Source organism: Brevundimonas sp. S1H14 (assembly GCF_047716865.1).
GTDB classification, from domain to species: Bacteria; Pseudomonadota; Alphaproteobacteria; order Caulobacterales; family Caulobacteraceae; genus Brevundimonas; species Brevundimonas naejangsanensis.
The window spans coordinates 467,931-489,704 of sequence record NZ_CP136679.1 but is presented as its reverse complement, the minus strand read 5'-3'; the positions used below and the strand labels follow the sequence as shown (position 1 = coordinate 489,704).

General features: G+C 68.1%; 17 protein-coding genes and 1 tRNA gene. 9 read left to right on the top strand and 9 right to left on the bottom strand.

All coding sequences use genetic code 11. From position 1 onward, the window contains the following. Nucleotides 1–18: 18 nt before the first annotated feature. Nucleotides 19–807, top strand: a complete 789-nt coding sequence (locus RSD66_RS02280; protein WP_415289557.1) for a glutaminyl-peptide cyclotransferase — start codon at nucleotides 19–21, stop codon at nucleotides 805–807. Between the two features lie 174 nt (nucleotides 808–981). Here RSD66_RS02280 and RSD66_RS02275 read toward each other — a convergent pair whose 3' ends face one another. Beyond that, nucleotides 982–3,162 (bottom strand): primosomal protein N', encoded by a 2,181-nt coding sequence (locus RSD66_RS02275; protein ID WP_415288840.1) that lies wholly within the window; start codon nucleotides 3,160–3,162, stop codon nucleotides 982–984. 159 nt (nucleotides 3,163–3,321) lie between these two features. On the opposite strand from RSD66_RS02275, the gene fsa reads away from it, so the two are divergent. The 4 genes from fsa (at nucleotide 3,322) to RSD66_RS02255 (ending at nucleotide 6,747) form a co-directional block, all read left to right on the top strand. Next, on the top strand, nucleotides 3,322–3,975 hold the full coding sequence (fsa, locus tag RSD66_RS02270; protein ID WP_415288839.1) for a fructose-6-phosphate aldolase: 654 nt from the start codon (nucleotides 3,322–3,324) through the stop codon (nucleotides 3,973–3,975). 25 nt (nucleotides 3,976–4,000) lie between these two features. Next, nucleotides 4,001–4,702 (top strand): DUF484 family protein, encoded by a 702-nt coding sequence (locus RSD66_RS02265; RefSeq protein WP_415288838.1) that lies wholly within the window; start codon nucleotides 4,001–4,003, stop codon nucleotides 4,700–4,702. Continuing rightward, on the top strand, nucleotides 4,684–5,613 hold the full coding sequence (locus tag RSD66_RS02260) for a tyrosine recombinase XerC (RefSeq protein WP_415288837.1): 930 nt from the start codon (nucleotides 4,684–4,686) through the stop codon (nucleotides 5,611–5,613). The genes RSD66_RS02265 and RSD66_RS02260 overlap by 19 nt, the downstream gene beginning before the upstream one ends. Nucleotides 5,614–5,697: 84 nt before the next feature. Beyond that, complete coding sequence (locus RSD66_RS02255; protein WP_415288836.1) at nucleotides 5,698–6,747, top strand: pepsin/retropepsin-like aspartic protease family protein; 1,050 nt, start codon at nucleotides 5,698–5,700, stop codon at nucleotides 6,745–6,747. Here RSD66_RS02255 and RSD66_RS02250 read toward each other — a convergent pair. The 7 genes from RSD66_RS02250 to RSD66_RS02220 form a co-directional block, all read right to left on the bottom strand. Beyond that, nucleotides 6,734–7,525, bottom strand: a complete 792-nt coding sequence (locus tag RSD66_RS02250; RefSeq protein WP_415288835.1) for an SDR family oxidoreductase — start codon at nucleotides 7,523–7,525, stop codon at nucleotides 6,734–6,736. The two genes, RSD66_RS02255 and RSD66_RS02250, sit on opposite strands and share 14 nt — an antisense overlap. Before the next feature lie 101 nt (nucleotides 7,526–7,626). Next, nucleotides 7,627–8,715, bottom strand: coding sequence for a DUF5694 domain-containing protein (locus RSD66_RS02245; RefSeq protein WP_415288834.1), 1,089 nt, complete (start codon nucleotides 8,713–8,715; stop codon nucleotides 7,627–7,629). Nucleotides 8,716–8,852: 137 nt separating this feature from the next. After that, nucleotides 8,853–10,265, bottom strand: coding sequence for a dihydrolipoyl dehydrogenase (lpdA, locus tag RSD66_RS02240; RefSeq protein ID WP_415288833.1), 1,413 nt, complete (start codon nucleotides 10,263–10,265; stop codon nucleotides 8,853–8,855). Nucleotides 10,266–10,454: 189 nt separating this feature from the next. Next, the gene (locus tag RSD66_RS02235) at nucleotides 10,455–13,292 is read right to left on the bottom strand and encodes a TonB-dependent receptor (protein ID WP_415288832.1); all 2,838 of its coding nucleotides are present in this window, start codon (nucleotides 13,290–13,292) and stop codon (nucleotides 10,455–10,457) included. A 190-nt stretch (nucleotides 13,293–13,482) separates the two neighbouring features. Further along, complete coding sequence (locus RSD66_RS02230; RefSeq protein ID WP_147399881.1) at nucleotides 13,483–14,058, bottom strand: hypothetical protein; 576 nt, start codon at nucleotides 14,056–14,058, stop codon at nucleotides 13,483–13,485. 116 nt (nucleotides 14,059–14,174) lie between these two features. Then, nucleotides 14,175–14,249: transfer RNA gene (locus RSD66_RS02225), tRNA-Gly, on the bottom strand. Between the two features lie 269 nt (nucleotides 14,250–14,518). Next, nucleotides 14,519–15,301 carry an SDR family oxidoreductase gene (locus tag RSD66_RS02220; RefSeq protein ID WP_415288831.1) on the bottom strand — a complete coding sequence of 261 codons (783 nt, stop codon included), beginning with the start codon at nucleotides 15,299–15,301 and terminating at the stop codon, nucleotides 14,519–14,521. A gap of 54 nt (nucleotides 15,302–15,355) precedes the next feature. Between RSD66_RS02220 and RSD66_RS02215 the strand changes: the two genes are divergently transcribed. Beyond that, nucleotides 15,356–15,760, top strand: a complete 405-nt coding sequence (locus RSD66_RS02215) for a YkvA family protein (protein WP_415288830.1) — start codon at nucleotides 15,356–15,358, stop codon at nucleotides 15,758–15,760. 169 nt (nucleotides 15,761–15,929) lie between these two features. On the opposite strand, the gene RSD66_RS02210 is transcribed toward RSD66_RS02215, so the two are convergent. Then, nucleotides 15,930–16,931 carry an NADPH:quinone oxidoreductase family protein gene (locus tag RSD66_RS02210; RefSeq protein WP_415288829.1) on the bottom strand — a complete coding sequence of 334 codons (1,002 nt, stop codon included), beginning with the start codon at nucleotides 16,929–16,931 and terminating at the stop codon, nucleotides 15,930–15,932. Between the two features lie 109 nt (nucleotides 16,932–17,040). Here RSD66_RS02210 and RSD66_RS02205 point away from each other — a divergent pair, with 109 nt between their 5' ends. The 3 genes from RSD66_RS02205 (at nucleotide 17,041) to RSD66_RS02195 (ending at nucleotide 21,732) form a co-directional block, all read left to right on the top strand. After that, nucleotides 17,041–17,916 carry an isoaspartyl peptidase/L-asparaginase family protein gene (locus RSD66_RS02205; RefSeq protein WP_415288828.1) on the top strand — a complete coding sequence of 292 codons (876 nt, stop codon included), beginning with the start codon at nucleotides 17,041–17,043 and terminating at the stop codon, nucleotides 17,914–17,916. Between the two features lie 182 nt (nucleotides 17,917–18,098). Beyond that, on the top strand, nucleotides 18,099–20,009 hold the full coding sequence (locus tag RSD66_RS02200; protein ID WP_346524131.1) for a BCCT family transporter: 1,911 nt from the start codon (nucleotides 18,099–18,101) through the stop codon (nucleotides 20,007–20,009). Between the two features lie 70 nt (nucleotides 20,010–20,079). After that, a complete protein-coding gene (locus RSD66_RS02195; RefSeq protein WP_415288827.1) occupies nucleotides 20,080–21,732 on the top strand; it encodes a serine hydrolase in 1,653 nt (550 codons plus the stop codon). Nucleotides 21,733–21,774 lie beyond the last annotated feature (42 nt).

Genomic DNA, 21,774 nt, shown 5'->3' with positions numbered 1-21,774 from the left:
ATCGGGCCGGTCCTGGCGATGCTTCTGCTGGCGCTTCCCGCGTCCGCGGCGGCGCAGACGCCGGGGCCGGCACCCTCTTCTTCCTCCGCCCACCCTGCGCCCGCGCCGGTTCCGGTCTACGGCTATGAGGTGGTGCGGACCTTCCCTCACGACCCGACCGCCTTCACCCAGGGCCTGGTCATCCGCGACGGCGTGCTGATCGAGAGCACCGGCCGCAATCCGTCCAGCGTGCGCCGCGTGCGGCTGGAGGACGGCGTCGTGCTTCAAAGTCGCGAACTCGATCCCGAGTATTTCGGCGAAGGCCTGACCGAGAAGGACGGCCGCGTCTTCTCCCTGTCCTGGGTCAACGGCGTCGGCTTCATCTGGGCTGCGGACGACCTGAAGCCCGTCTCCCGCTTCGCCTATGCGGGGGAAGGCTGGGGGCTGACCCACGACGGCACGCGGCTGATCCTGTCCGACGGATCGGCGACCCTGCGCTTCCTCGCCTTCGACACCCAGGCCGAGACGGGGCGTATCGCCGTCACTCTGAACGGCCGCCCGCTGCGCAAGCTCAACGAGCTGGAATGGATCGACGGCGAGGTCTGGGCCAACGTCTGGCAGACCGACTACATCGTCCGCATCGATCCGGCGTCCGGCCAGGTGGTCGGCGTCATCGACCTGACTGGTCTGCTGCCGAGAGACCAGATCAAGGACCCGCTCGACGACGTGCTGAACGGCATCGCCTGGGACGCGCAGAACCGCCATCTGTTCGTCACCGGCAAGAACTGGCCCAGCCTGTTCGAGATCAGGCTGACCGGGCCGAGGTAGGCTCCCTCTTCCCGCTCATCCCGGCGGACGCCGGGATCCAGTCCTTGGCTGCAAACGACCGCGCCTGAGGCTCTCACTGGGCCCCGGCGTCCGCCGGGGTGAGCGGATTAAAAGAACGCGCTCAAGCAGCGAGCCGCCGCGCGGCGAGCGATAGCGCCTCTTAAAGATGGCGCCCTACAAAAAGCTATAAGGATCCACGTCCACGGTCAGCCGCACCGAGGCCGGAACCTTCACCCGCGCCAGCCAGGCGCGCAGGAAGGCCTGCAGGTTCACGTCGCGGTCAGCCCGGACCAGCAACCGCTTGCGCCGACGCCCCCGCACCAGAGCCAGGGGCGCGTCGGCGGGGCCATAGACCTCCAGCCGTTCAGCGTTGGGGATGGCCTCGGCCAGGTCGCGAGCGACCTTCTCGACCGCCATGGCGTTCTCGCTGGACAGGATCAGCGCCGCCAGCCGACCGTGCGGCGGCAGCGACGCCGCCTCGCGCTCGGCCATCTCGGCCTCGACGAAGGCGTCGCGGTCGCCCGCCGCCAGCGCCTGCAGCACCGGATGCTCAGGCGTCCAGGTCTGCAGCAGGGCGCGCCCCGGTCGATCCGCCCGCCCCGCCCGCCCTGTGGCCTGGGCCAGCAGTTGATAGGTCCGCTCGGCCGCGCGCAGGTCGCCGCCGCGAAGCCCTAAGTCCGCGTCCACCACCCCGACCAGCGTCAGGCGCGGGAAGTTGTGGCCTTTCGCCGCAGCCTGTGTGGCGACCAGAATGTCGATCTCGCCGTCGGCCATGGATTGTATCAGGGCGCGGGCGGATTTGCCGTCCGGCACCGTGTCCGAGCTGAAGACGGCCGTGCGCGCCTGAGGGAAGAGCTGGCGCACCTCTTCCTCGACCCGCTCGACCCCCGGCCCGACGGGCACCAGGGAATCCTCGGCCGCGCATGACGGGCATGCCTTGGGCTTGGGCATGGAGAAGCCGGTCAAATGGCAGACCAGCCGCCCGGTGTAGCGATGCTCGACCAGCCAGGAATCCGTGTCCGGCGCCGTCAGCCGATGCCCGCAGGCGCGGCACAGCACCACCGGGGCATAACCGCGCCGGTTGAGGAACAGCAAGCTCTGCTCGCCCCGCGCCAGCGTCTCGCCGATGGCTTCGCGTAAAGGTGCAGACAGCCAGGTCTGCGGGTCGGGCGGACATTCGCGCAGGTCGATCAGGCCGATCTCGGGCAGCACGGCCGCGCCGTGTCGCGCCGCCAGTTTCAGCCAGCGATACCGCCCCTGATGGGCGTTCCACAGCGTCTCCAGCGACGGGGTGGCCGAGGCCAGCACCACCGCCGCCCCCTCGATCCGCGCCCGCGCCACGGCCAGGTCGCGGCCGTGATAGACCAGCCCCTCTTCCTGCTTGAACGAGCCGTCGTGCTCCTCGTCCACCACGATCAGGCGCAGGTTGGCGTAGGGCAGGAACAGGGCCGAGCGCGCGCCGACCACGATGTTGCAGCGCCCGGCGACCACCGCCTCCCACGCCTGACGCCGACGCGGCGGGGCGACGCCGGAGTGCCATTCGGCCGGGGCGACGCCGAAACGGGCGGTGATGCGCTCGATCACGGCCTGGGTCAGGGCGATCTCGGGCAACAGGATCAACACCTGCGCCGTCGGATCGGCCCGCAGCGCCTGCGCCGCCGCCTCCAGATAGGCCTCCGTCTTGCCCGAGCCCGTCACCCCGTCCAGCAGGAAGGGCGCGAAGCCGCCCGCCGCCACGGCCTCGGCGATGGCCGCTGCCGAAGCCGCCTGATCCGGATTCAGGGTCGCGGGCGCATGGTCGGGGTCGGGCGGATCGAAGGCGGCGACGGCCTCGACCTCGAACGCCTCCAGCACGCCTTCATCGACCAGTCCCTTGACCACGCCGGACGAGACGCCCGCCGCCCGCGCCAGATCGGGGCCAGGCATGGAGCGCGCGCCTAGCGCCTCCAGCACGGCCGTGCGCGCGGCGGTGGGACGTGCCGGACTGCGCCCCTCGACGCGCCGCACCCGCCGCTCGGGCCGGGGCCGGGGCGCGCGGAGGCCCTTCAGCGCCGTCGCCGCCATCTCGCCGGGCGGGCTGAGCGTCCAACGCGCCGCCCATTCGACGAAGTCCAGCGTGCGTTCCGGCAGGCGCGGATCGTCCAGCACCTGCTCGACCGCCTTCAGCCGACGATTGGAGCCGGTCGTCTCGAACACCTCGGCCACCACGCCCCGGATCAGGCGCGGGCCCAGAGGCACGGCGACCTGATCGCCGCGCGCGACCGACAGCGCCTCGGGGACTTCGTAGTCGAAGGCTTCCGGCACCGGCAGGGGTATGAGGACGGAGGCGACTTTCACCAAGCCTCTCCTCCCCATGCAATGGGGAGGTGGATCGGAGGCGCAGCCGACGAGACGGAGGGGTCGCTTGGTTCCGCCGTAAGCCCCTCCACCGCTTCGCGGTCCCCCTCCCCATGGAATGGGGAGGAGAAGAATCGGAGTCGCCCTTCGCGTTGGTCAGGGTTAGAACTCTTCCCCATGAAACTCTTTCTCGACACCGCCGACGTCGCCGTCATCAAGGACCTGCTGCCCACCGGGATGGTGGACGGCGTCACCACCAATCCTAGCCTGATCGCCAAGTCGGGTCGCAACATCGCCGAGGTCATCGCCGAAATCTGCGCCCTGGTCGAGGGGCCGATCTCGGCCGAGGCCGTGGCCACCGATTTCGAGACCATGGTCAAGGAGGGCGACAAGCTGGCCTCCATCGCCCCCAACGTCGTGGTCAAGCTGCCGCTGACCTGGGACGGCCTGCGCGCCACCCGCGCCTTCGCCGACAAAGGGATCAAGACCAACGTCACCCTGTGCTTCTCAGCAGCCCAGGCCATGCTGGCGGCCAAGGCGGGCGCGACCTTCATCTCGCCCTTCGTCGGTCGTCTGGACGATGTCGGCGCCGATGGCGTGGGCCTGCTGGAAGACATCCGCACCCTGTACGACATCCACGACTTCAGCACCGAAATCCTGGCCGCCTCGGTGCGTAATGCGGACCATGTGACCGCCGCTGCGCTGGCCGGCGCCAACGCCTCGACCATCCCGGCTGACGTTTTCAAGGCCCTGGTCAAGCACCCGTTAACCGACAAAGGGTTGGATGCGTTTCTGGCGGACTGGGGCAAGACCGGTCAGTCCATTTTGTAATTTTTGACCCGATGAGAGGTCCCGCTTGAGCACTTCCCTGGACCTCTCTGCCGAACCGGCGAGCAGCCTGCACTGGCCGCAGGTGCGCGCCTGGCTGGAAGATCACGCCGAACACCTGCTGGACGACCGGGCCCTGCTGGAAGAGCTGGGCCTGACCGCCAGCGGCCGCAACGTCGTCGACTTCGGCCGCGCCGCCCTGGCGCGGCTGGAGGCCGTCGCCCAACGCGAGGCGGGCGCGCGCAAGCTGATCGAAGAGATCGCCCGCGCCAACTTCGCCGCCCAGACCCAGACCCACGTCGCCGTCCTCGACCTGATGGAGGCCCAGACCCACGCCGAACTGGCGCGCCATCTGGACGCCGTGGCGCAGGGCCGGTTCGGTCTGGCGGGCGCCGCCGTGGCGATCGAGAAGCCGGGCGCCGTCCCCTTCGGCTGGAAGGCGCTGGAGCCGGGCCGCGTCGACGCCCTGCTGGGCGAGGACGGCCTGCACTGGCTCGGCCCCAACTTCACCGGCCTCAGCCTGTTCGGCCCTTCCGAGGGCGAAGTCGCCTCGGTGGCGCTGGTGCGGATGAGCCTGAACGCCCCCGGCGATGAGGCGCCGCGCGCAGCCCTGTGCGCCTTCGGTTCGGGCGAGGACGACGGCTTCACCCCCGCCATGGGTTGTGAACTGGTGGCCTTCGTCGCTCGCGTCGTCGAACGCATGGCCGAGCGATGGCCGCTGGAAGCCTGACCTCGCAGGACGCTCTGGCCGCCTGGCTGGAGCATCTGGCCCATGAGCGGCGCCTGTCGCCGCGCACGCTGGAGGCGTACGGCCACATCGGACGGCTGTATCTGGCCTTTCTGGAGCGCCATCGCGGCGGGCCGCAGAGCGCGGCTGATCTCGGCTCGGTCACGGCGGCCGAGGCGCGCGCCCATCTGGCCGAGCGCCGCAGCGGGGATCGCCCGCTGAACGCCCGCTCGCTCAGTCAGACGCTGGCCGCCATCCGGGGCTTTCATGCCTTTCTCGACCGGCGCCTGGGCGTGGCGACGCCGCAACTGGCTCTGGTGCGCGGGCCCAAGGTCAAGCCGTCCCTGCCCCGCCCGGTCACCGAAGATCAGGCGAAAGGGCTGCTGCACGAACCCGAGGCTGATCCCGACATGGAGCCGTGGGAGGCCGCGCGCGACCGCGCCGTCCTGACCCTGCTCTACGGCTGCGGCCTGCGGATTTCGGAGGCCCTGTCGCTGAAGCGGTCTGACGCCCCCCTGCCCGACAGCCTTCGCATCACCGGCAAGGGCGACAAGACGCGGATGGTCCCCGTCCTGCCGCAGGTGCGCGAGGCGACGGACGCCTATCTGGCGCTGCAGCCCTTCGTCATCGACGCCGATCAGGCCCTGTTCCGCGCACGGCGCGGCGGTCCCTTGAGCGCCCGCCATGTGCAGGCGACGGTGCAACGGCTGCGCGGACGGCTGGGCCTGCCCGCCTCGGCCACGCCTCATGCGCTGAGGCACAGCTTCGCCACCCATCTGCTGGGGGCGGGCGCCGACCTGCGTTCGATTCAGGAACTGCTCGGCCACGCCAGCCTGTCGACGACGCAGAAATACACCCAGGTCGACGCCGCCCGCCTGCTGGCGGCCTACGCCCAAGCCCACCCGCGCGGGTGACCGTCTGAAGGCGGACTGTTCAGCGCTTCGAAAAGGCGCCAGTTTCCTCCTTGGGGATCGATCGTGGAACGGGAGTTCACGCGCGTGCGCAGACCGATTCTCGTTCCCGAGTCTGATCGCCTCACGTCCAGCCGTCGAGCGGCCCTGACCCTGCTGGCCCAGACCTTGCTAGCCCAGACCTTGCTAGCCCAGACCGGGCTTCTGCTGGCCGCGCCCGCCTGGCCGCAGGAGGCGGCGGGTCCGGCGCCTCCGCCCGACGCCGAGGCGCGTCTGCTGACGAACCTTCTGACGCGCATCGGGGTCGAGGTCGATCTGAACGGGCGCAAGGCGCTGTTCGTCATCGACACGGGCGCGGAACGCAGCGCGGTCTCCGACCGGCTGGCGCAAGCGCTGGACCTTTCCCCCGGCCCGCCCGTCCTGGTGCACGGCATCACCGCCGCCCAGATGACGCCGACCGTACGCCTGCCGCATCTGGCCTTTTCCGGGCGGCGTTTCGCCGACCTGGTCCTGCCGGTCTTTCCCTCTGGACTGCTGGGCGCCGACGGCCTTCTGGGACTGGACGTGCTGTCGCGCTTTCGGCTGACGCTGGACCTGCGGCGGCGGCGCGTCATGCTGGCGGCCTCGGGCGCAGACGTCGTGCGGCGCGGCCTGTCCTTCGGCGGGCGGGCCAGCCGCGTGGGCCAGGACATCACCGATGTCCGCTCGGGACGTTTCAGCCAGTTGATCCTGACTCAGGTCGCCGCTGACGGCGTTCCGGCCGTCGCCTTCATCGACAGCGGCGCCCAGTATTCGATCGGCAATCACGCGCTCATGCGGGCGCTGGATTCGCGGCTGGGCCGAGTCGAGCGCCCCTTGTTGCGCGTCTATGGCGTGATCGGCCAATCCTTGCTGGTGCAGTCCGGCGCAGTGGCTGATCTGCGGCTGGCGCGGCGCGATCTGGGGCCGACGCCCCTGCTGTTCGGCGATCTGCACGCTTTTCGTATCCTGAACCTGATCGAACGCCCCGCCCTGTTGCTGGGCGCAGACATCCTGACCCGGTTCAGCCAGGTGACGCTGGATTATGGGCGCGGTGCCGTGACCCTGGGCGGCCTGGTGCGGCGGCCCGCCGCCGTTCCCGGCCTCAGATCGCCCTGACCGCTCCGCCGTCCACCCGGATCAGCGAGCCGGTCACATAGCCCGCCAGCGGGCTGGCCAGAAAGGCGGCGACGGCGCCGAACTCTTCAGTTGTGCCGATGCGTCCGGCCGGGATGGTCTTGACCGATTCCGCGCGGACCTCGTCAGGTTCGACGCCGGTGGCGGCGGCGCGGGCGGCGTCCAGCCGCTCAATCCGCGGCGTGTCGATCCGGCCCGGCAGCAGGGTGTTGACCGTCACCCCATTGGCCGCGACCTCGCCCGCCAGCGTCTTGGCCCAGGCCGCCAAGGAAGCGCGCAGGGTGTTGGACACGCCCAGCGTCCCGATCGGCTCGATCACGCTGGTCGAGGCGACGTTCAGCACCCGACCCCAGCCCATCGACCGCATCCCCGGCATCACCCGATCGGTCAGACGGAAGACCGACAGCACCATGGCCTCGAACTGCTCGCGCCACAGCGCCGGGTCCAGCCCCGCCACGCCCGACGGCGGCGGCCCGCCGGTGTTGTTCAGCAGGATCTGGATCGGCCCGCCCAGTCCTTCCTCGGCGACGTCCACCGCCTTGAGCAGGGCGTCGTGATCGGCCAGATCGGCGGGCGCGATGATCGCCCGGCCCGGCCCCATGGCGTTCAGGTCATCGGCCACGGCCTGCAGCTTGACCGCATCGCGCGACAGGAGAGCCACATGCGCGCCCTCGGCCACAAGGGCCGTCGCCACCGCGCGGCCCAGTCCGCTGGAGCCGCCGCAGATCAGGGCGCGCTTGCCGGTGAGTTGAAGGTCCATGCTGTTTCCCCTGCTTCAAGAAGCTTTGGCCGCTGACATGGGCGCAGGCGCGGCCGATTGCGAGGCCCGTCGACCAAAGTCGCGGGAGAGAGAGAAGGAAACTAGCGCAGCACCTCATCCGAGCTGACCAGCCGCACGTCGTGCATCTGATTCAGATAGGCTTCGTAGTAGCCCTTGTGAGAAGCGCCGACGATGGTCAGCATCCGCGTGCCTGGATAACGTCCCAGCACGTCGCGCATATTGGCGACCATGCGCAGATTGCGCGTCTCCCAGTAGCCGAGATAGCGACGCCCGAACGCCTGCGGCGAGGGCTCCACATGGGTCGCGCCGAAATCCGAACGATAGACGACCATCTGCGTGTCCGGCGTGTTGTAGTCGCGATAGATGTTCAGCACGCCGTCCGGGCGCTCCAGGTCGACATACAGCCGCTGGTCTGCGTCCCTGCGCGCCTGGACATAGGGATTGTCCCACGCCGCCATGATCGCCTTGGCCTGCGCCTCTTCCTCATCAGGCCGGGTTGCGGAGTCCGCCGTGTGATCATCGACCGCCCACAGGCGCTCATGCCCCAGCCGCGCCGCCAATACGGCCGCGACCAGGTCGACCTCGTTCTTCCGGGTCATCCGGCGGTCCAGGGCAGCCGCCATTTCCGCCGTCAGGCTGTCGCCCGCCACCCGCTCCGTAGCGGGCAGACGAAGCCATTGCACCGAGGCGGAACCCGGCTCTCCCGCGGCGAGGAAGAGCGCCGCCAGACGTCGCCGATCGGCCGCCGTCGGCGCCTCGGGCCAGGCCTCCAGCAGACGCTCCACCTCAGCGTTGGCGGTCGGCACGTCCATGCCCAGCGCCCGGCCCTCAGCGGACGGATCAAAGCAGTAGTCCTCAACCGATTCCGCATAGCGGGACGGATAGCGGCGCATGAAGTCGCACTGCAGACCCGACAGGTTTTCGACGGCGATGGCGGTCGGCCGCCAGGCCTCCAGCCGCGTCAGCAGCGGCTGAAGCTGTTCGGCGCGGAAGCTGTCCGGCAGGTCGGACAGGTGCGGCGAACCCAGCACCAAAACCTCATTGAAGGCGCCCGCCGGTGGGCCTTTCAACTGGTCCGGATGAAAGGTGGGGCGATAGTCCTGCGCCGTGGCGACAGAGCCGATCATCGCCCAGGTCGCCGCCGTCAATCCGATCGCCAGACGCATCATTTCACCTTCGCTCCCGTTGTTGCGCGGGAAAACTGAAGGCAGGCTCAGGCGCCGACAAGTTAAGTTTCAGCAACGAAAAACGGCGCGCCCCATGCAGGACGCGCCGTTCTGATTTCAGCCGGAAAACCCGGAAAGGCTTACGCCTGCATCGTCCAGCCTTCGACGCCCATGGCCGCCTGACGGAAGGCTTCCGAGCGGGTCGGGTGCGGGTGGCAGGTGCGGGCCACGTCTTCCGAGGCGCCGCCGAAGGCCATCGTCATGCAGGCTTCGCCGATCAGTTCGCCCGCCTGCGGGCCATAGATGTGGACGCCAAGAACCTTGTCCGTCGCGGCTTCGGCCAGAACCTTCACGAAGCCCTCGGTCTCGTGGTTGATCTTGGCGCGGCTGTTGGCTGCGAAGGGGAATTTGCCCTTCTTGTAGTTGACCCCCGCGGCCTTCAGCGCCTCTTCGGTCTTGCCGACCCAGGCCACTTCCGGGCCGGTGTAGATGACCGACGGCACCAGGTCATAGTCGACGTGGCCCGGCTTGCCCGCGATCAGCTCGATCACGGCCACAGCGTCTTCCTCGGCCTTGTGAGCCAGCATCGGGCCGTGCGTCACGTCGCCGATGACCCAGACGCCCGGCGCCGAGGTCTTGAAGTGATCGTTGGCGATGAAACCGCGCTGATCCGGCGTGACGCCGACCGTCTCCAGCCCCAGACCGGCGGTGTAGGGGCGGCGGCCGATGGCGACCAGCACCACGTCGCCCTTCAGGGTTTCGGCCTCGCCGCCCTTGGCCGGTTCGAGGGTCAGCTCGACGCCGTCCTTGGAGGTCTTGGCGCCGGTGACCTTGGTGCCCATGCGGAAGGTCATGCCCTGCTTGGTCAGGCCGCGCTGGAAGGCGGTGGCGACTTCGCCGTCCATGCCCGCGCCGACCTTGTCGAGGAACTCCACGACCGTGACCTGGGCGCCCAGACGACGCCAGACCGAGCCGAGCTCAAGGCCGATGACGCCCGCGCCGATGACGATCAGATGCTTGGGAACCTTGGGCAGGAACAGGGCGCCGGTCGAGTCGATGACCTTGCCGTCCTCGAAATCGACGCCCGGCAGCGGGGTCGGCTCGGAGCCGGTGGCGATGATGATATTCTTGGTGTCCAGCGTGGTCTTGGCGCCGCCCTCGGCTTCGACCTCGACCTTGCCCTGACCCGCGATGCGGCCGAAGCCCTTCACCACGTCGACCTTGTTCTTCTTCATCAGGAATTCGATGCCCTTGGTCAGGGCCTCGACGCTGTCGTCCTTGGCCTTGTGCATCTGGGCCAGGTTCAGCTTGGGCTTCACCTCGATGCCGATGCCGGCGAATTCGTTGTTGGCGGCCTCATACAGTTCCGAAGCGTGCAGCAGGGCCTTCGACGGCATGCAGCCGACGTTCAGGCAGGTGCCGCCCAGCGTGGAGCGCTTTTCGACCAGGGCGGCCTTCAGGCCCAGTTGTCCGGCGCGGATGGCGGCGTTGTAGCCGCCCGGCCCGCCCCCGATGATCACCACGTCGTAGGTCTGGGAAGCGGCGTCGGCCATGAGGTCCTCTGACTTGTTCGGGCGCCGGGCAGGCGCTGAAAAAAGAAGCGGCGCGGACACTAGCGCCGGCCCCGGCGGGGTCAACCGCCACGGTCCATATAGGCCCTGATCCCGGCGGGGGCCATGCCGAGAGAAGCAAAAGGCCGGGCGTCGCCGCCCGGCCTTCCGTTTTCAGCCGCAATGAACCGATCAGTATTTGAAGCGCACGCCCATGAAGACGTTGTAGCCGAACTTCTCATACTCATAGGTCCGCTCGCGCGAGCTGTAGTAGCGGACGCCCGCCGTATCGGTCAGGTTCTTGGCCTCGCCGAACACCTCGACCCCATTGCCGAAGTCGTAGGAGGCGGTGAAGTCCAGCTGGCCGCGCCCCTCGACCCACAGGTCCATGCCGGGATTCTCAGCGTCGATCGCTTCCAGATAGTCGCCGCGATGGGTGTAGGACACCCGCGCGCTGAGGCCGCTGCGCTCATAGAAGAGGGCCAGATTATAGGTGGCGTCCGACTGGCCCGGCAGGGTGAAGCGGTCGCGCCCGCCATAGGTCCGGCTGGTTTTGATCTCGGCGTCCGTCAGCGTGTAGTTGGCGAAGACGCCGAAGCCCGACGCCCAGCCCGGCAGGAAGTCGAAGGTCTGCTGCCAGTTGAACTCAATGCCCATCAGGTGGCCGTCCGGCGCATTGAGCGCCTCCGTGATGGTCGCTACTCCCGTCGGCGACGGCTCATAGGGCGCGCCGTCGGTCACCAGAGTGAAGCGGTAGTTCGACAGGTCCTTGTAGAAGGCGTTGGCCGAGACCACGCCCAGCGGCCGCAGATAGTATTCCAGTCCCGCGTCGATGTTGTTCGACAGGGTCGGCTTCAGGTCGGGATTGCCGCGCGACACGGTGGTGCGGCCGCTGTCGGTGGTATCCAGAACGCGCGGCACGATGTCGGTATAGTCCGGCCGCGAAATGGCCCGCGTCAGGGCGAAGCGGCCGACCAACTGCTCGCTGAAGCTGTGGCGCAGCGTCAGGTTGGGGAAGAAGTCGGTCTGGTCGCGCTGAACCGTCACCTTCACCGGGTCGCCTGACGCCGGGACGTTGAGCGCCGAACCCTCGAAGTCCGTTTTCTCGACCCGCAGACCGACCACGACATTGGTCGCGCCGACGTCAAAGCGCGCCTGACCATAGGCCGCCAGCACATCTTCATTGGCGGTGTAGTCGGCCGTGATCGACTGGGGGATTCGGCGCACGTCCGCGGCCGGATCGGGATTGGTCGACGCCGCGCGAACACGCTCGAAATAATCCGCTATCTGACCGTGATCCAGCTTGTAGCCGAGGTGGTAGTCATAGTTCTGCGACTCGCGGCCCGACAGCAGCGGGCCCAGGTCTCCCGGGCTGACAGCGGCGTTGCGGTCGCGGAAACGCTCTTCGTCGGCCGCCACGTCGCGGGTGCTGTATTTGGCGCCGAACTTCAGCGTGACTTCGCGGCCGCCGATAACGGCCGGCAGCTCATAGTTCGTCTTGAAAGCCACATCTTCCTGCGTCGTCGCATTCGAGCGGAAGCTGTTCTCGCGGAAGCTGTAGTTGGCGGCGTTCAGATAATAGCCGTTCGGGTCGGCGAAGGCCGAATAGGTCGGCTGATAATGGTCGCTCGTGTCATAGCTCAGAGTCTGCGATCCTGAGCGGAAGACCAGTTCGTCACGATGCGGATAGGTCTGCTCGCTCTTGGCCCACGACAGGGCCGCATCCCACACGGCGCCGTTGCCGAAGGTGCGCTCGACGCCGGTGTTCAGGGTGGTGATCTGGTTGTTCTGCGTGCGGTGACGCAGCGCCTTGTAGATGCGCGCGCCGGTGAAGGTCGCCGCATGATCGGTCGCGCCCGCCTGGATCTTGCCGTCCGAATAGCCGAACCGCAGCGTGTCGCGGTATTCATCGTCCTCGAACTCGGCGTATGAACCGCGCACCCAGGCGCGCAGATTGTCGCCGGGGCGCCATTCCAGGGCGCCGGTCAGGGCCTGACGCGTGCGTTTGGTCTCATAGTCCTTGAACAGCGTCTCTTCGATCAGATAACGGCCGGAATCTTCGTCATAGACCCAGGCGTTCTCCACGTTGTCGGGGCGACGGTTGGTCTCCGAATAGCTGAGCGACAGCAGGGCGCCGAAGGTCTGGTCCGGGCCGAAAACGTCGGAGATCGTCGCGCCCGCCCGCGTGTCCGAGCCGCCATAATCGTTATAGCTGCCGCCCGCATATCCGCTGACCGCCAGACGGCGCTTGTCGAAGGGGGAGCGGGTCTTGATCTCGACCGCCCCGGCGATGGAGTCGGCGTCCTGAGACGGGATTAGGGTCTTGGAGACCTCGACGCTCGACACGATGTCGCTGGGCAGGGTGTCTAGGTCGACGGCGCGCGTCGTCGGGCTGACCGCCGGAATGGCGACGCCGTCGACGGACACGGCCGTAAAGGAAGACGGCGCCCCGCGCACGTTGATATAGCGGCCCTCGCCCTGGTCGCGCTGAATGGCGACGCCCTGCACCCGCTGCAGCGATTCCGCCACGTTCGGATCGGGATAGCGGCCGATGGCGTCGGCCGACAGGACGTTGACCGTGCCGTCGGCGTTCTTCTGCTGGTTCAGCGAGCGAGCCACGCCGTCGGTGATGACGCCGTTGACCACGACGTCGGCCACAGCGACCGCATCGCCGGATCCCATCATGACGGTGACCGAGGTCAGGCGGCCCGGCGCGGCGGCGACGGTCTGCGTCGCGGTCGGCAGGCCGATGTAGCGCGCCTCCAGCGTCACCTGACCGGAAACCCCGCCCAGATTGAACTCGCCCTGGCTGTTGCTGACCGCGCGGCGTCCGCTGGCGCGATCGATGATCTCGACGCCCGGCAGCGGCGAGCCGTCGGCGCTGACGACGCGCCCGATCAGACCGTCGCCCGCCACAGCCGCCACGGCGACCGGGGCCGCGTCGACATCAGCCGCCACATCAGCAGCCTGAGCGGTCACGGCGAAAATAAGCGGCAGGCTCGCCGCGCTGAGAAGAAGTCCGAGCTTCATGTGCTTGTCCCCGACGCCCGGCGCCGCATCTGGCGCTCCGGTTCTGGCGGGGAGGGCTAATGCGCAGCGGCGACGCGGCAGCGACGGTTTGACGAAAAGGAATCTGCGCGCGGAATACGGAACCGCGACAGTTGATCCCGGTCCGGACCATTCTCTATCAGTCGTCGCCAAATCGCGTCAGCGACGGCGGTCAGTCCTTATGACTGCTGACCGCCTCCCCCAAGGGCGGGAGATTGAAGGCGTCTACTCCCGCCACTCCCGCCGCCTGAGCCGCCAGCATTAAGGCGTCTGCGCCGCCAGCGTCGCTAGACAACAGAAAGGGCCGTCCCTTTCCTCGTTCAAAGACAGCGCCTGACCAGAAGAAACGGCCCTGCCTGACGCGACGGAAGTCAGACCATACCATCCGCTCCACGCGTCCCGTGATCCACCGTACAGACACTCCGAACTCGTCGAAGCGGGCCAGCACCCCTATCTGAGTTCCGACGAGCAGCACGCCGGATCCAAGGAAACACACGACGAGAGCAAGCCACCAAGCCAACTGCCCGTTCGCGGACAAGTCGCTCCCGAATGCACCCAACGACAGAATGAAAGAACCAAAGGCTATGCTGACAACGCCAAGGCCAAAAACTTGAGACGATCCCCGGATTTCACCTGGGCGCACGCGACGAAGCAATCTGAAACCCCAGGCGCTCAAACCGATGGCGCTCAGAATAAAACCCGTCACGCCCAGCTTGATCAAATGAACGGGGATATTCTCAAGATTCACCGCCTGCCCCTTTTAAAGGATGCCAACGTCGACCAGGGCGCCGGAAAGATCAATGACCGCCAAAACGAAAATCGGGGCCGGCGGTCTTCCCGCTGGCCCCGGATTTCATACTCGACTGGAGCGGGCGAGGCGATTCGAACGCCCGACCCTCACCTTGGCAAGGTGATGCTCTACCCCTGAGCTACGCCCGCACTCCGTTGGGAGCGATGTGCTGCTCCCCGTCGAGGAAGGGGCGTATAGCGGACCGGCTTCGGATCGCGCAAGCCCCTTTTTCGATTTTCGCTCAATCCGTCGATATTTTTCGAATAGCCCTGAAACTTCACACGAAAACGGCCCCCGAAACGCCCGCATGGACGCCCCGGAGGCCGCTTCAAAACAGAGCCGTCAGCCCCTTATGCGCCCAGCCCGCTCAAGCAGCGAGCCGCCGCGCAGCGAGCGTTAGCGGCCTTCAGCGCCTCGCTTAGCGAGGGGCGAGGCGTATAGCCCCGTCCAGACGAATGCACTCGCCGTTGATGTAGGTGTTCTCGGCCAGATGCAGGGCCAGGGCCGCGTAGTCGGCCGGCGTGCCCAGACGCTTGGGGAAGGGGATCATGGCGGCCAGGGCGTCCTGCACCTTCTGATCCATGCCCGCCATCATCGGCGTCCACATGATGCCCGGCAGGATGGTGTTGACCCGCACGCCCTCGTTCATCAGGTCGCGCGCGATCGGCAGGGTCATGGCGTAGACGCCGCCCTTGGACGCCGAATAGGCCGCCTGGCCGATCTGGCCGTCCTGGGCCGCGACCGAGGCGGTGTTGACGATCAGGCCGCGCTCGCCGTCTTCCATCGGCTCCAGCGTGACCATGCCCGCCGCCGACTGCGACAGGACGCGGAAGGTCCCGAACAGGTTGATCGAGACGGTGCGCTCGAACTGGGCCATGTCGTGGGCGCGGATCTCGCCGGTGTCGCGCTGGCGGCTGACGGTCTTCTGGCCCGTGGCGACGCCGGCGCAGTTGACAGTCAGACGCTCCTGTCCGTGAGCGGCGCGGGCCTTCTCGAACCCGGCCTTGACGCTGTCGTCGGAGGTCACGTCGACCTTGCAGAAGACGCCGCCGATCTCCTGGGCGATGACCTCGCCGCGCTCTTCGTTCAGGTCGAACAGGGCGACCTTGACGCCCTTGGCCGCCAGGGCCCGCGCCGTACCTTCGCCGAGGCCCGAAGCCCCGCCCGTCACCACCGCCGCGATCGAAGCGTCGAGTTTCATGGAAGTCGTCCTATATTCGATTGAACCGAGTGCTCGTGCGAGGATTTAGCGGCCATGACCGCAAAGACCAACGGGGTGTCGCCCAATGACGCCATCAATCCTGAGAAAGCCTTGGTTCCCGCCGTGCAGAAGGTGAACGAGATGCGCGTGCGCAAGGGCTTCTGGCCCAAGATGCGGCGCACCGCCGCCCGCATCCCCTTCGCCCAGCAGGCGGTCGCCGCCTGGTACGCGGCCCAGGATCCAAAGACACCGCTGGCGGCCAAGGGTCTGATCCTGGGCGCGCTGGCCTATTTCGTCATGCCGGTGGACGCCATTCCCGACGTCTTCGTCGGCATCGGCTTCACCGACGACGCTGCGGTGATCGCGGCGGTGCTAGCGACGCTCAGCGCCCATCTGAAGCCGCGCCACCACGATCAGGCGGCGCAGGCGCTGAAACGGCTGCGAGAGGACGAAGAATAGACCGCTTCCTTCTCCCTCCCCTTCATGGGGAGGGTGGTCGCGTAGCGACCGGGTGGGGAGGGCTCGGTGATACGGAACGCGCGCTTGATGCGCCCCGCCGCCCCCACCCGGCTTCGGCCTGACGGCCTCAGCCACCCTCCCCATGAAGGGGAGGGAGAGCGTTGGCGCCTCAATCCCCGACCTTCACCACGACCTTGCCGACAGCCGTGCGGTCGCTGAGCGCCTGAATGGCCTCATGGGCGCGTTCCAGCGGGAAGGTGCGGCTGACGCGCGGTTTGATCTTGCCCTCGGCGTAGAGCTGCATCAGTTCGGCCATGTTCGCGGCATGAGCCTTGGGATCGCGGGCGACGGCCGCGCCCCAGAAGACGCCGACCACCGACACCGACTTCAGCAAGGTCAGGTTCAGCGGTAGCGACGGAATCCCCGCCGGGAAGCCCACCACCAGATAGCGGCCGTTCCAGTCCATCGCGCGCAGGGCCGGTTCGGCGTAGTCGCCGCCGACGCCATCGAACACCACATCGGCGCCGTCGCGGCCGGTGGACAGCTTGAACTCGCCCGACAGCGCCTTCTGGGCCGCCTTGTCTATCGGGCCGGAAGGGTAGATCAGGCCGTTGTCGGCCCCCAGCTCCAGCGCGAACTCGACCTTGTCGTTGGTCGAGGCGGCGGCGACCACGCGCGCGCCCATCGCCTTGCCCAGCTCGACGGCGGCGGCGCCGACGCCCCCTGCCGCGCCCAGCACCAGCAGGGTCTCGCCCGGCTGCAGCTGCGCCCGGTCCTTCAGGGCGTAGTAGCTGGTGCCGTAGGTCATAATGAAGGCGGCGGCGGTCTCATAGTCCATGCTGTCGGGAATGGGGATCAGGGTCTCGGCCCTGACCTTCAGCCGCTCGACCATGCCGCCCCAGCCGGGCACGGCGACGACGCGGTCGCCCCGGAACACGCCCTTCACCCCCTCGCCGACGGCGTCGACCACGCCCGCGACCTCGGCCCCCGGCGCGAAGGGACGCTCGGGCCTGAACTGGTATTTGTCGGCGATGATCAGGGCGTCGGGATAGTTGACGCCCACGGCCTTGACCTCGATCACCACCTCGCCCGGTCCGGGCGTGGGGTCCATGACCTCCTCGACGACGAGCGTTTCCGGGCCGCCGGGGGCCTTGGACAGGACTGCGCGCATAGGAACTCTTTTCAGCTATCCCCCGTCGACCGTGGCGCCGACACGCCGGTGACGCTAATCAGCCTGCGGCCCGATGCAAAGAGGCCCAATGGGTTCTGAGGAGACGATCATGGCGAAACCCGCCCTCATCCTTCACGGCGGCGCCGGCGCCCGACGCGAACGCAACTACGACGCCGAGGTCGCCAACATGCGCGAGGTGGTCGAGGCGATGAAGGCGCGGCTGGACGCCGGAGCCTCGGCGCTGGACGCAGCCGTCGAGGCGGTCGTCATGCTGGAAGATTCCGGCCTCTATGTCGCCGGGCGCGGGGCCTCGCCCAATCTGGCGGGCGAATATGAGCTGGACGCCAGCCTGATGGACGGCGCGACCGGCAAGGCCGGGGCCGTCGCCGCCCTGCAGGGATTCCGCAACCCGGTCGTCGCCGCCCGCGCGGTGATGGATCGCACGCCCCACGTCATGCTGGCCGGGAACGGCGCCGCCCGCTTCGCCGCCGAACAGGGCCTGACGCGCGTGGAGGACCCCGCCGCCTGGTTCACCGGCGCCGGCAAGGGCGAGGACAACCACCCGCCCAGCATGTTGAGCCACGGCACCGTCGGCTGCTGTGTGCTGGACAGCCAAGGCCGCCTGGCCGCCGCCACCTCGACGGCGGGCGTGTTCGGCAAGATGCCGGGCCGCGTCGGCGACACTCCCATTCCCGCCGCCGGAACCTGGGCCGACGAGCACGCCGCCGTCTCCTGCACCGGCCAGGGCGAGTATTTCATCCGCGTCGCCGCCGCCGCACGCACCGCCTTCGGCGTCGCCGCCGGTCAGTCGCTGGCCAAGGCCTCTCAGAGCGTGGTCGACCGCATCGGCGCCCTGGGCGGCGACGGCGGCCTGATCGCCCTGGACCGCGAGGGCAACATCGCCGCCCCCTACAACAGCCAGGGCATGAAGCGCGCCTGGCTGACGACCGACGGCGCGATCGGCGTCGAGGTGTTCGGGGGATAAACAGCCTGCTTCCGCCCATCTTCAACAGAAGCTGACGTCTCGCCCTGGCTATAGGCGCAGACGTCAGCGTCCTGACGTTCCCAAACCGCTTCGTTTGTGAGGCGATGAGGAGGACTGCATGGGCGGAGATGACAGGCGCCGTCTCCTTGGGAACCATAAGCTTTGCCGGGCGCTTGGCCCCCATGCTGACAACCAAGATGAACCCGCGCGTCTTCTGGGGAGCCAGCGCCATCGCGGGAGGGCTTCTGCTGCTCGCCCTGATGGCGCCCGCTACGTCCGACCTTCTGTTCGGGCGCGCCCAGGCCTGGGTCATCGACACCTTCGGCTGGTTCTACGTGGCCTCGGTGGCGGGCTTCCTGCTGTTTGTGACGGTGCTGGCGGTCGGGCCGACCGGACGGCTGAAGCTGGGGCCGGACGATGCCGAACCGGACTTTCCCTATGTCTCCTGGCTGGCCATGCTGTTCGCGGCGGGCATGGGCATCGGCCTGATGTATTTCGCCGTGGCCGAGCCGGTTCAGCACTACATCGCCCCGCCCGAGGCCCAGCCCGGCACGCTGAACGCCGCGCGCGAGGCCATGGTCATCACCTATACCCACTGGGGCGTGCATGCCTGGGCCATCTACGCCGTGGTCGGCCTCAGCCTGGGCTATTTCGCGCACCGGAAGGGTCTGCCCCTGACCATGCGGTCAAGTCTCTATCCCCTATTGGGCAAGCGGGTGAATGGTTGGCTGGGCGATGCAGTCGACATCTTCGCCATCTGCGGCACTCTGTTCGGCATCGCCACCTCCCTGGGGCTGGGCGTCGCCCAGATGAACTCAGGTCTCAACTACGTCTTCGGGGTGTCCAGCACTGTGGTGATGCAGGTCTCCCTGATCGCAGTGGTCATGGGCGCAGCGACGATTTCAGTGCTGACAGGCGTAGACAAGGGCGTGCGGCGCCTGTCGGAGTTGAACCTGGTGCTGGCCATCTGCCTGATGCTGTTCGTGCTGGTCACGGGGCCGACGCTGTTCCTTCTGCGGGCCTATGTGCAGAATTTCGGCCTCTATCTGGATCATTTCTTCGTCCGCACCTTCACCCTCTACGCCTATGAGCCGCGCGCCTGGATGGCGGACTGGACCCTGTTCTACTGGGCCTGGTGGATCGCCTGGTCGCCGTTCGTGGGCATGTTCATCGCCCGTATCTCGCGCGGGCGGACCGTTCGGGAATTCCTGATCGGCGTGCTGCTGGTGCCGTCGGCCTTCACCTTCCTGTGGATGACGGTTTTCGGCAACACCGCCATGAGCCTGGATCTGGGCGGGGCGGCGGGGGCGATCTCGGACGCCGTTCAGGCGGACCTGTCGACGGCCCTGTTCCGCTTCCTTGAGTATCTGCCAGGCACGGCGATCACATCGGTTCTGGCCATCGCCCTGGTCGCCGTCTTCTTCGTCACGTCGGCGGATTCAGGCTCTCTGGTGATCGACACCCTGGCCTCGGGCGGGGCCGAGGACACCCCGCGTTGGCAACGCATCTACTGGTGCGTGCTGCAGGGGCTGGCGGCCGCCCTGCTGCTGCTGGCCGGCGGGCTCGGCGCCCTGCAGGCGGCGACACTGGTGGCGGCCCTACCCTTCGCCGTCATCATGATCCTGGCCTGTTTCGGCCTGGCGCGGCAGATGACCGCCGACCTGAGGGGCGAGGCCGTCGAGACCGAAGCGGCGCCGCTGCGCGAACAGCTCAAGCGTATCCTGGCCCCCGCCAGCCGCCGCGATATCGATCGCCAGATCGCCCGCCACGGCGCCCCGGCGCTGGAAGAGGTGCGCGCCGCCGTGGCTGCCGAGGGACTGGAGAACAGCGAAGTGCAGAGCGACGACAACGGCGTCTGGCTGAGGGTCGAGCACGCCAACGGGCGGGACTTCCTGTATCGACTGGGCGCCCGGTCGCGACCTCGTCCAGCCCTAACCGCGCTGGAGGCGCCCGAAAGCCGCCGCGCCCTGGAATGGCGGCTCAGCGCCGTGACCGGCGACGGCACGCGCCCGCGCGACGTGACCGGCTTCACCCGCGCCCAGATCGTGGCGGACGTGCTGGAGCACCTGCAAAGGTGGCGACTGGCCGCCTAGGTCAGACTCCCCCTTGGCCCGGCCGACCGGCGGCGTTAGCGTCGCCGTTCAGTCTTCGGGAGCGTTCTTGATGTCCATCCGCCTGTCGCGCCGAGCGGCGCTGATCTCTTCCGCCGTCGCCGCCACGGGCGCGGCCCTGCCTGCGAGCGGCTGGGCCCAGACCAGCGCCGATACGCGCTCCGACGAGGAGATCGCCGCCGCCGCCGACGCCTGGGTGCAGCGCTGCATGGCCGCCTGGCCGGAGCAGCCCGCCGTGTCGCTGGCTCTGGTCCGGGACGGCAGGACGGTGCTGGCCAAGGGTTACGGCGTGCGCCGTCAGGGCAAGGCCGAACCGGCCGACGAACACACCCTGTTCGCCATCGCCTCCAACTCCAAGAACGTCACCGCCGCCTGCCTGGCCATTCTGGTCGACGAGGGCAAGGTGAAGTGGGACGAGCCGATCCGCACCTATCTGCCGGGCTTCACCCTGTCCGACCCGCTGGTGAGCGAGCAGATCACCGTGCGCGACACGCTGAGCCATCGCGCCGGTTTCGGCCTGGGCGCCGGCGACCTGCTGTTCTGGCCCAACAGCGACCGGACGCGCGCGCAGGTGTTGGCCCAGGCCGCCTTCGTGCCGATCAAGGACGGCTTTCGCGAAGGCTATAACTACTGCAACCTGATGTTCGTGGTCGCGGGCGCCGTGATCGAAAAGGTGTCGGGCCTGTCGTGGGAGGACTTCGTCCAGACCCGCATCTTCGACAAGGTCGGCATGAGCGAGAGCGTGCCCCTGGCCCGCCTGGCCGATCCGGCGAAGTCCGCCCTGCCCCACGGCCGCGTCGGGCCGCCCCTGCGCTATCAGGGGCCGATGACCCAGATCGCGGATTCCATCGTCGAGGTGTGGAACTGGGATTCGGCGGCGGCGGCGGGCGGCATCTGCGCCAGCGCCCATGACTGGGCCAAATGGATCGCCGTGCGCCTGAACGACGGCAAGCTGGCCGACGGCTCGCGCCTGTTCTCCGAAGCCGCCGCGCGGGAGATGTACAAGCCAAACATCGTGGTCTCCTCGTCCAACGGACCGACGGCGGCCCTGCCCAATCGGGCCGTGGCCTCGACCTACGCCATGGGGTTGCAGGTTCAGGACTATCGCGGCGAGCGGCTGGCGACGCACGGCGGCGGCTCGCCCGGCGGCATCTCGGCCACGGTGCTGATCCCCGGCCGCAAGATCGGCTTTTCCGTCTTCACCAACGCCGAAGAAAGCTTCCTCTTACGCGCCCTGCGCTCCGGCCTGTCCGACATCGCCATAAACAAGATCGACATCGACTGGATCGCCGATTCCAAACGCATCGAGGCCGAGGGGGTCGAGAAATCGCTGAAAGCCGCCGTCGAGATCGACGCCAAACAGGCGGCAGGCGCGCCGCCCTCCATGCCGCTGGAGGCCTATGCCGGAACCTGGCGCGATCCTTGGTACGGCGACATCGTCATCGAGCCGAAGACCGAGGGGCGCGGCCGCAACCGCAAGTCCGGCCTGTGGTTGCGCTTCACCCACACCCCGGCGCTGCAGGGCTGGCTGGAGCCCTATGACGGCGAGACCTTCCGCACCCGCTTCCCTGACAAGCGCGAAGAAGACGCCTTCGTCACCTTCAGCATCGCCACGGCCAAGCCCGCCACCGCCACGGTCAAGGGCGTCTCGCCCGATATCGATTTCAGCTACGACTATCAGGACCTGCGGCTGACGCGGGTTTGAGGAAAGCAAAAGGGGCGGCCCCGACAGGCCGCCCCTTCTTCA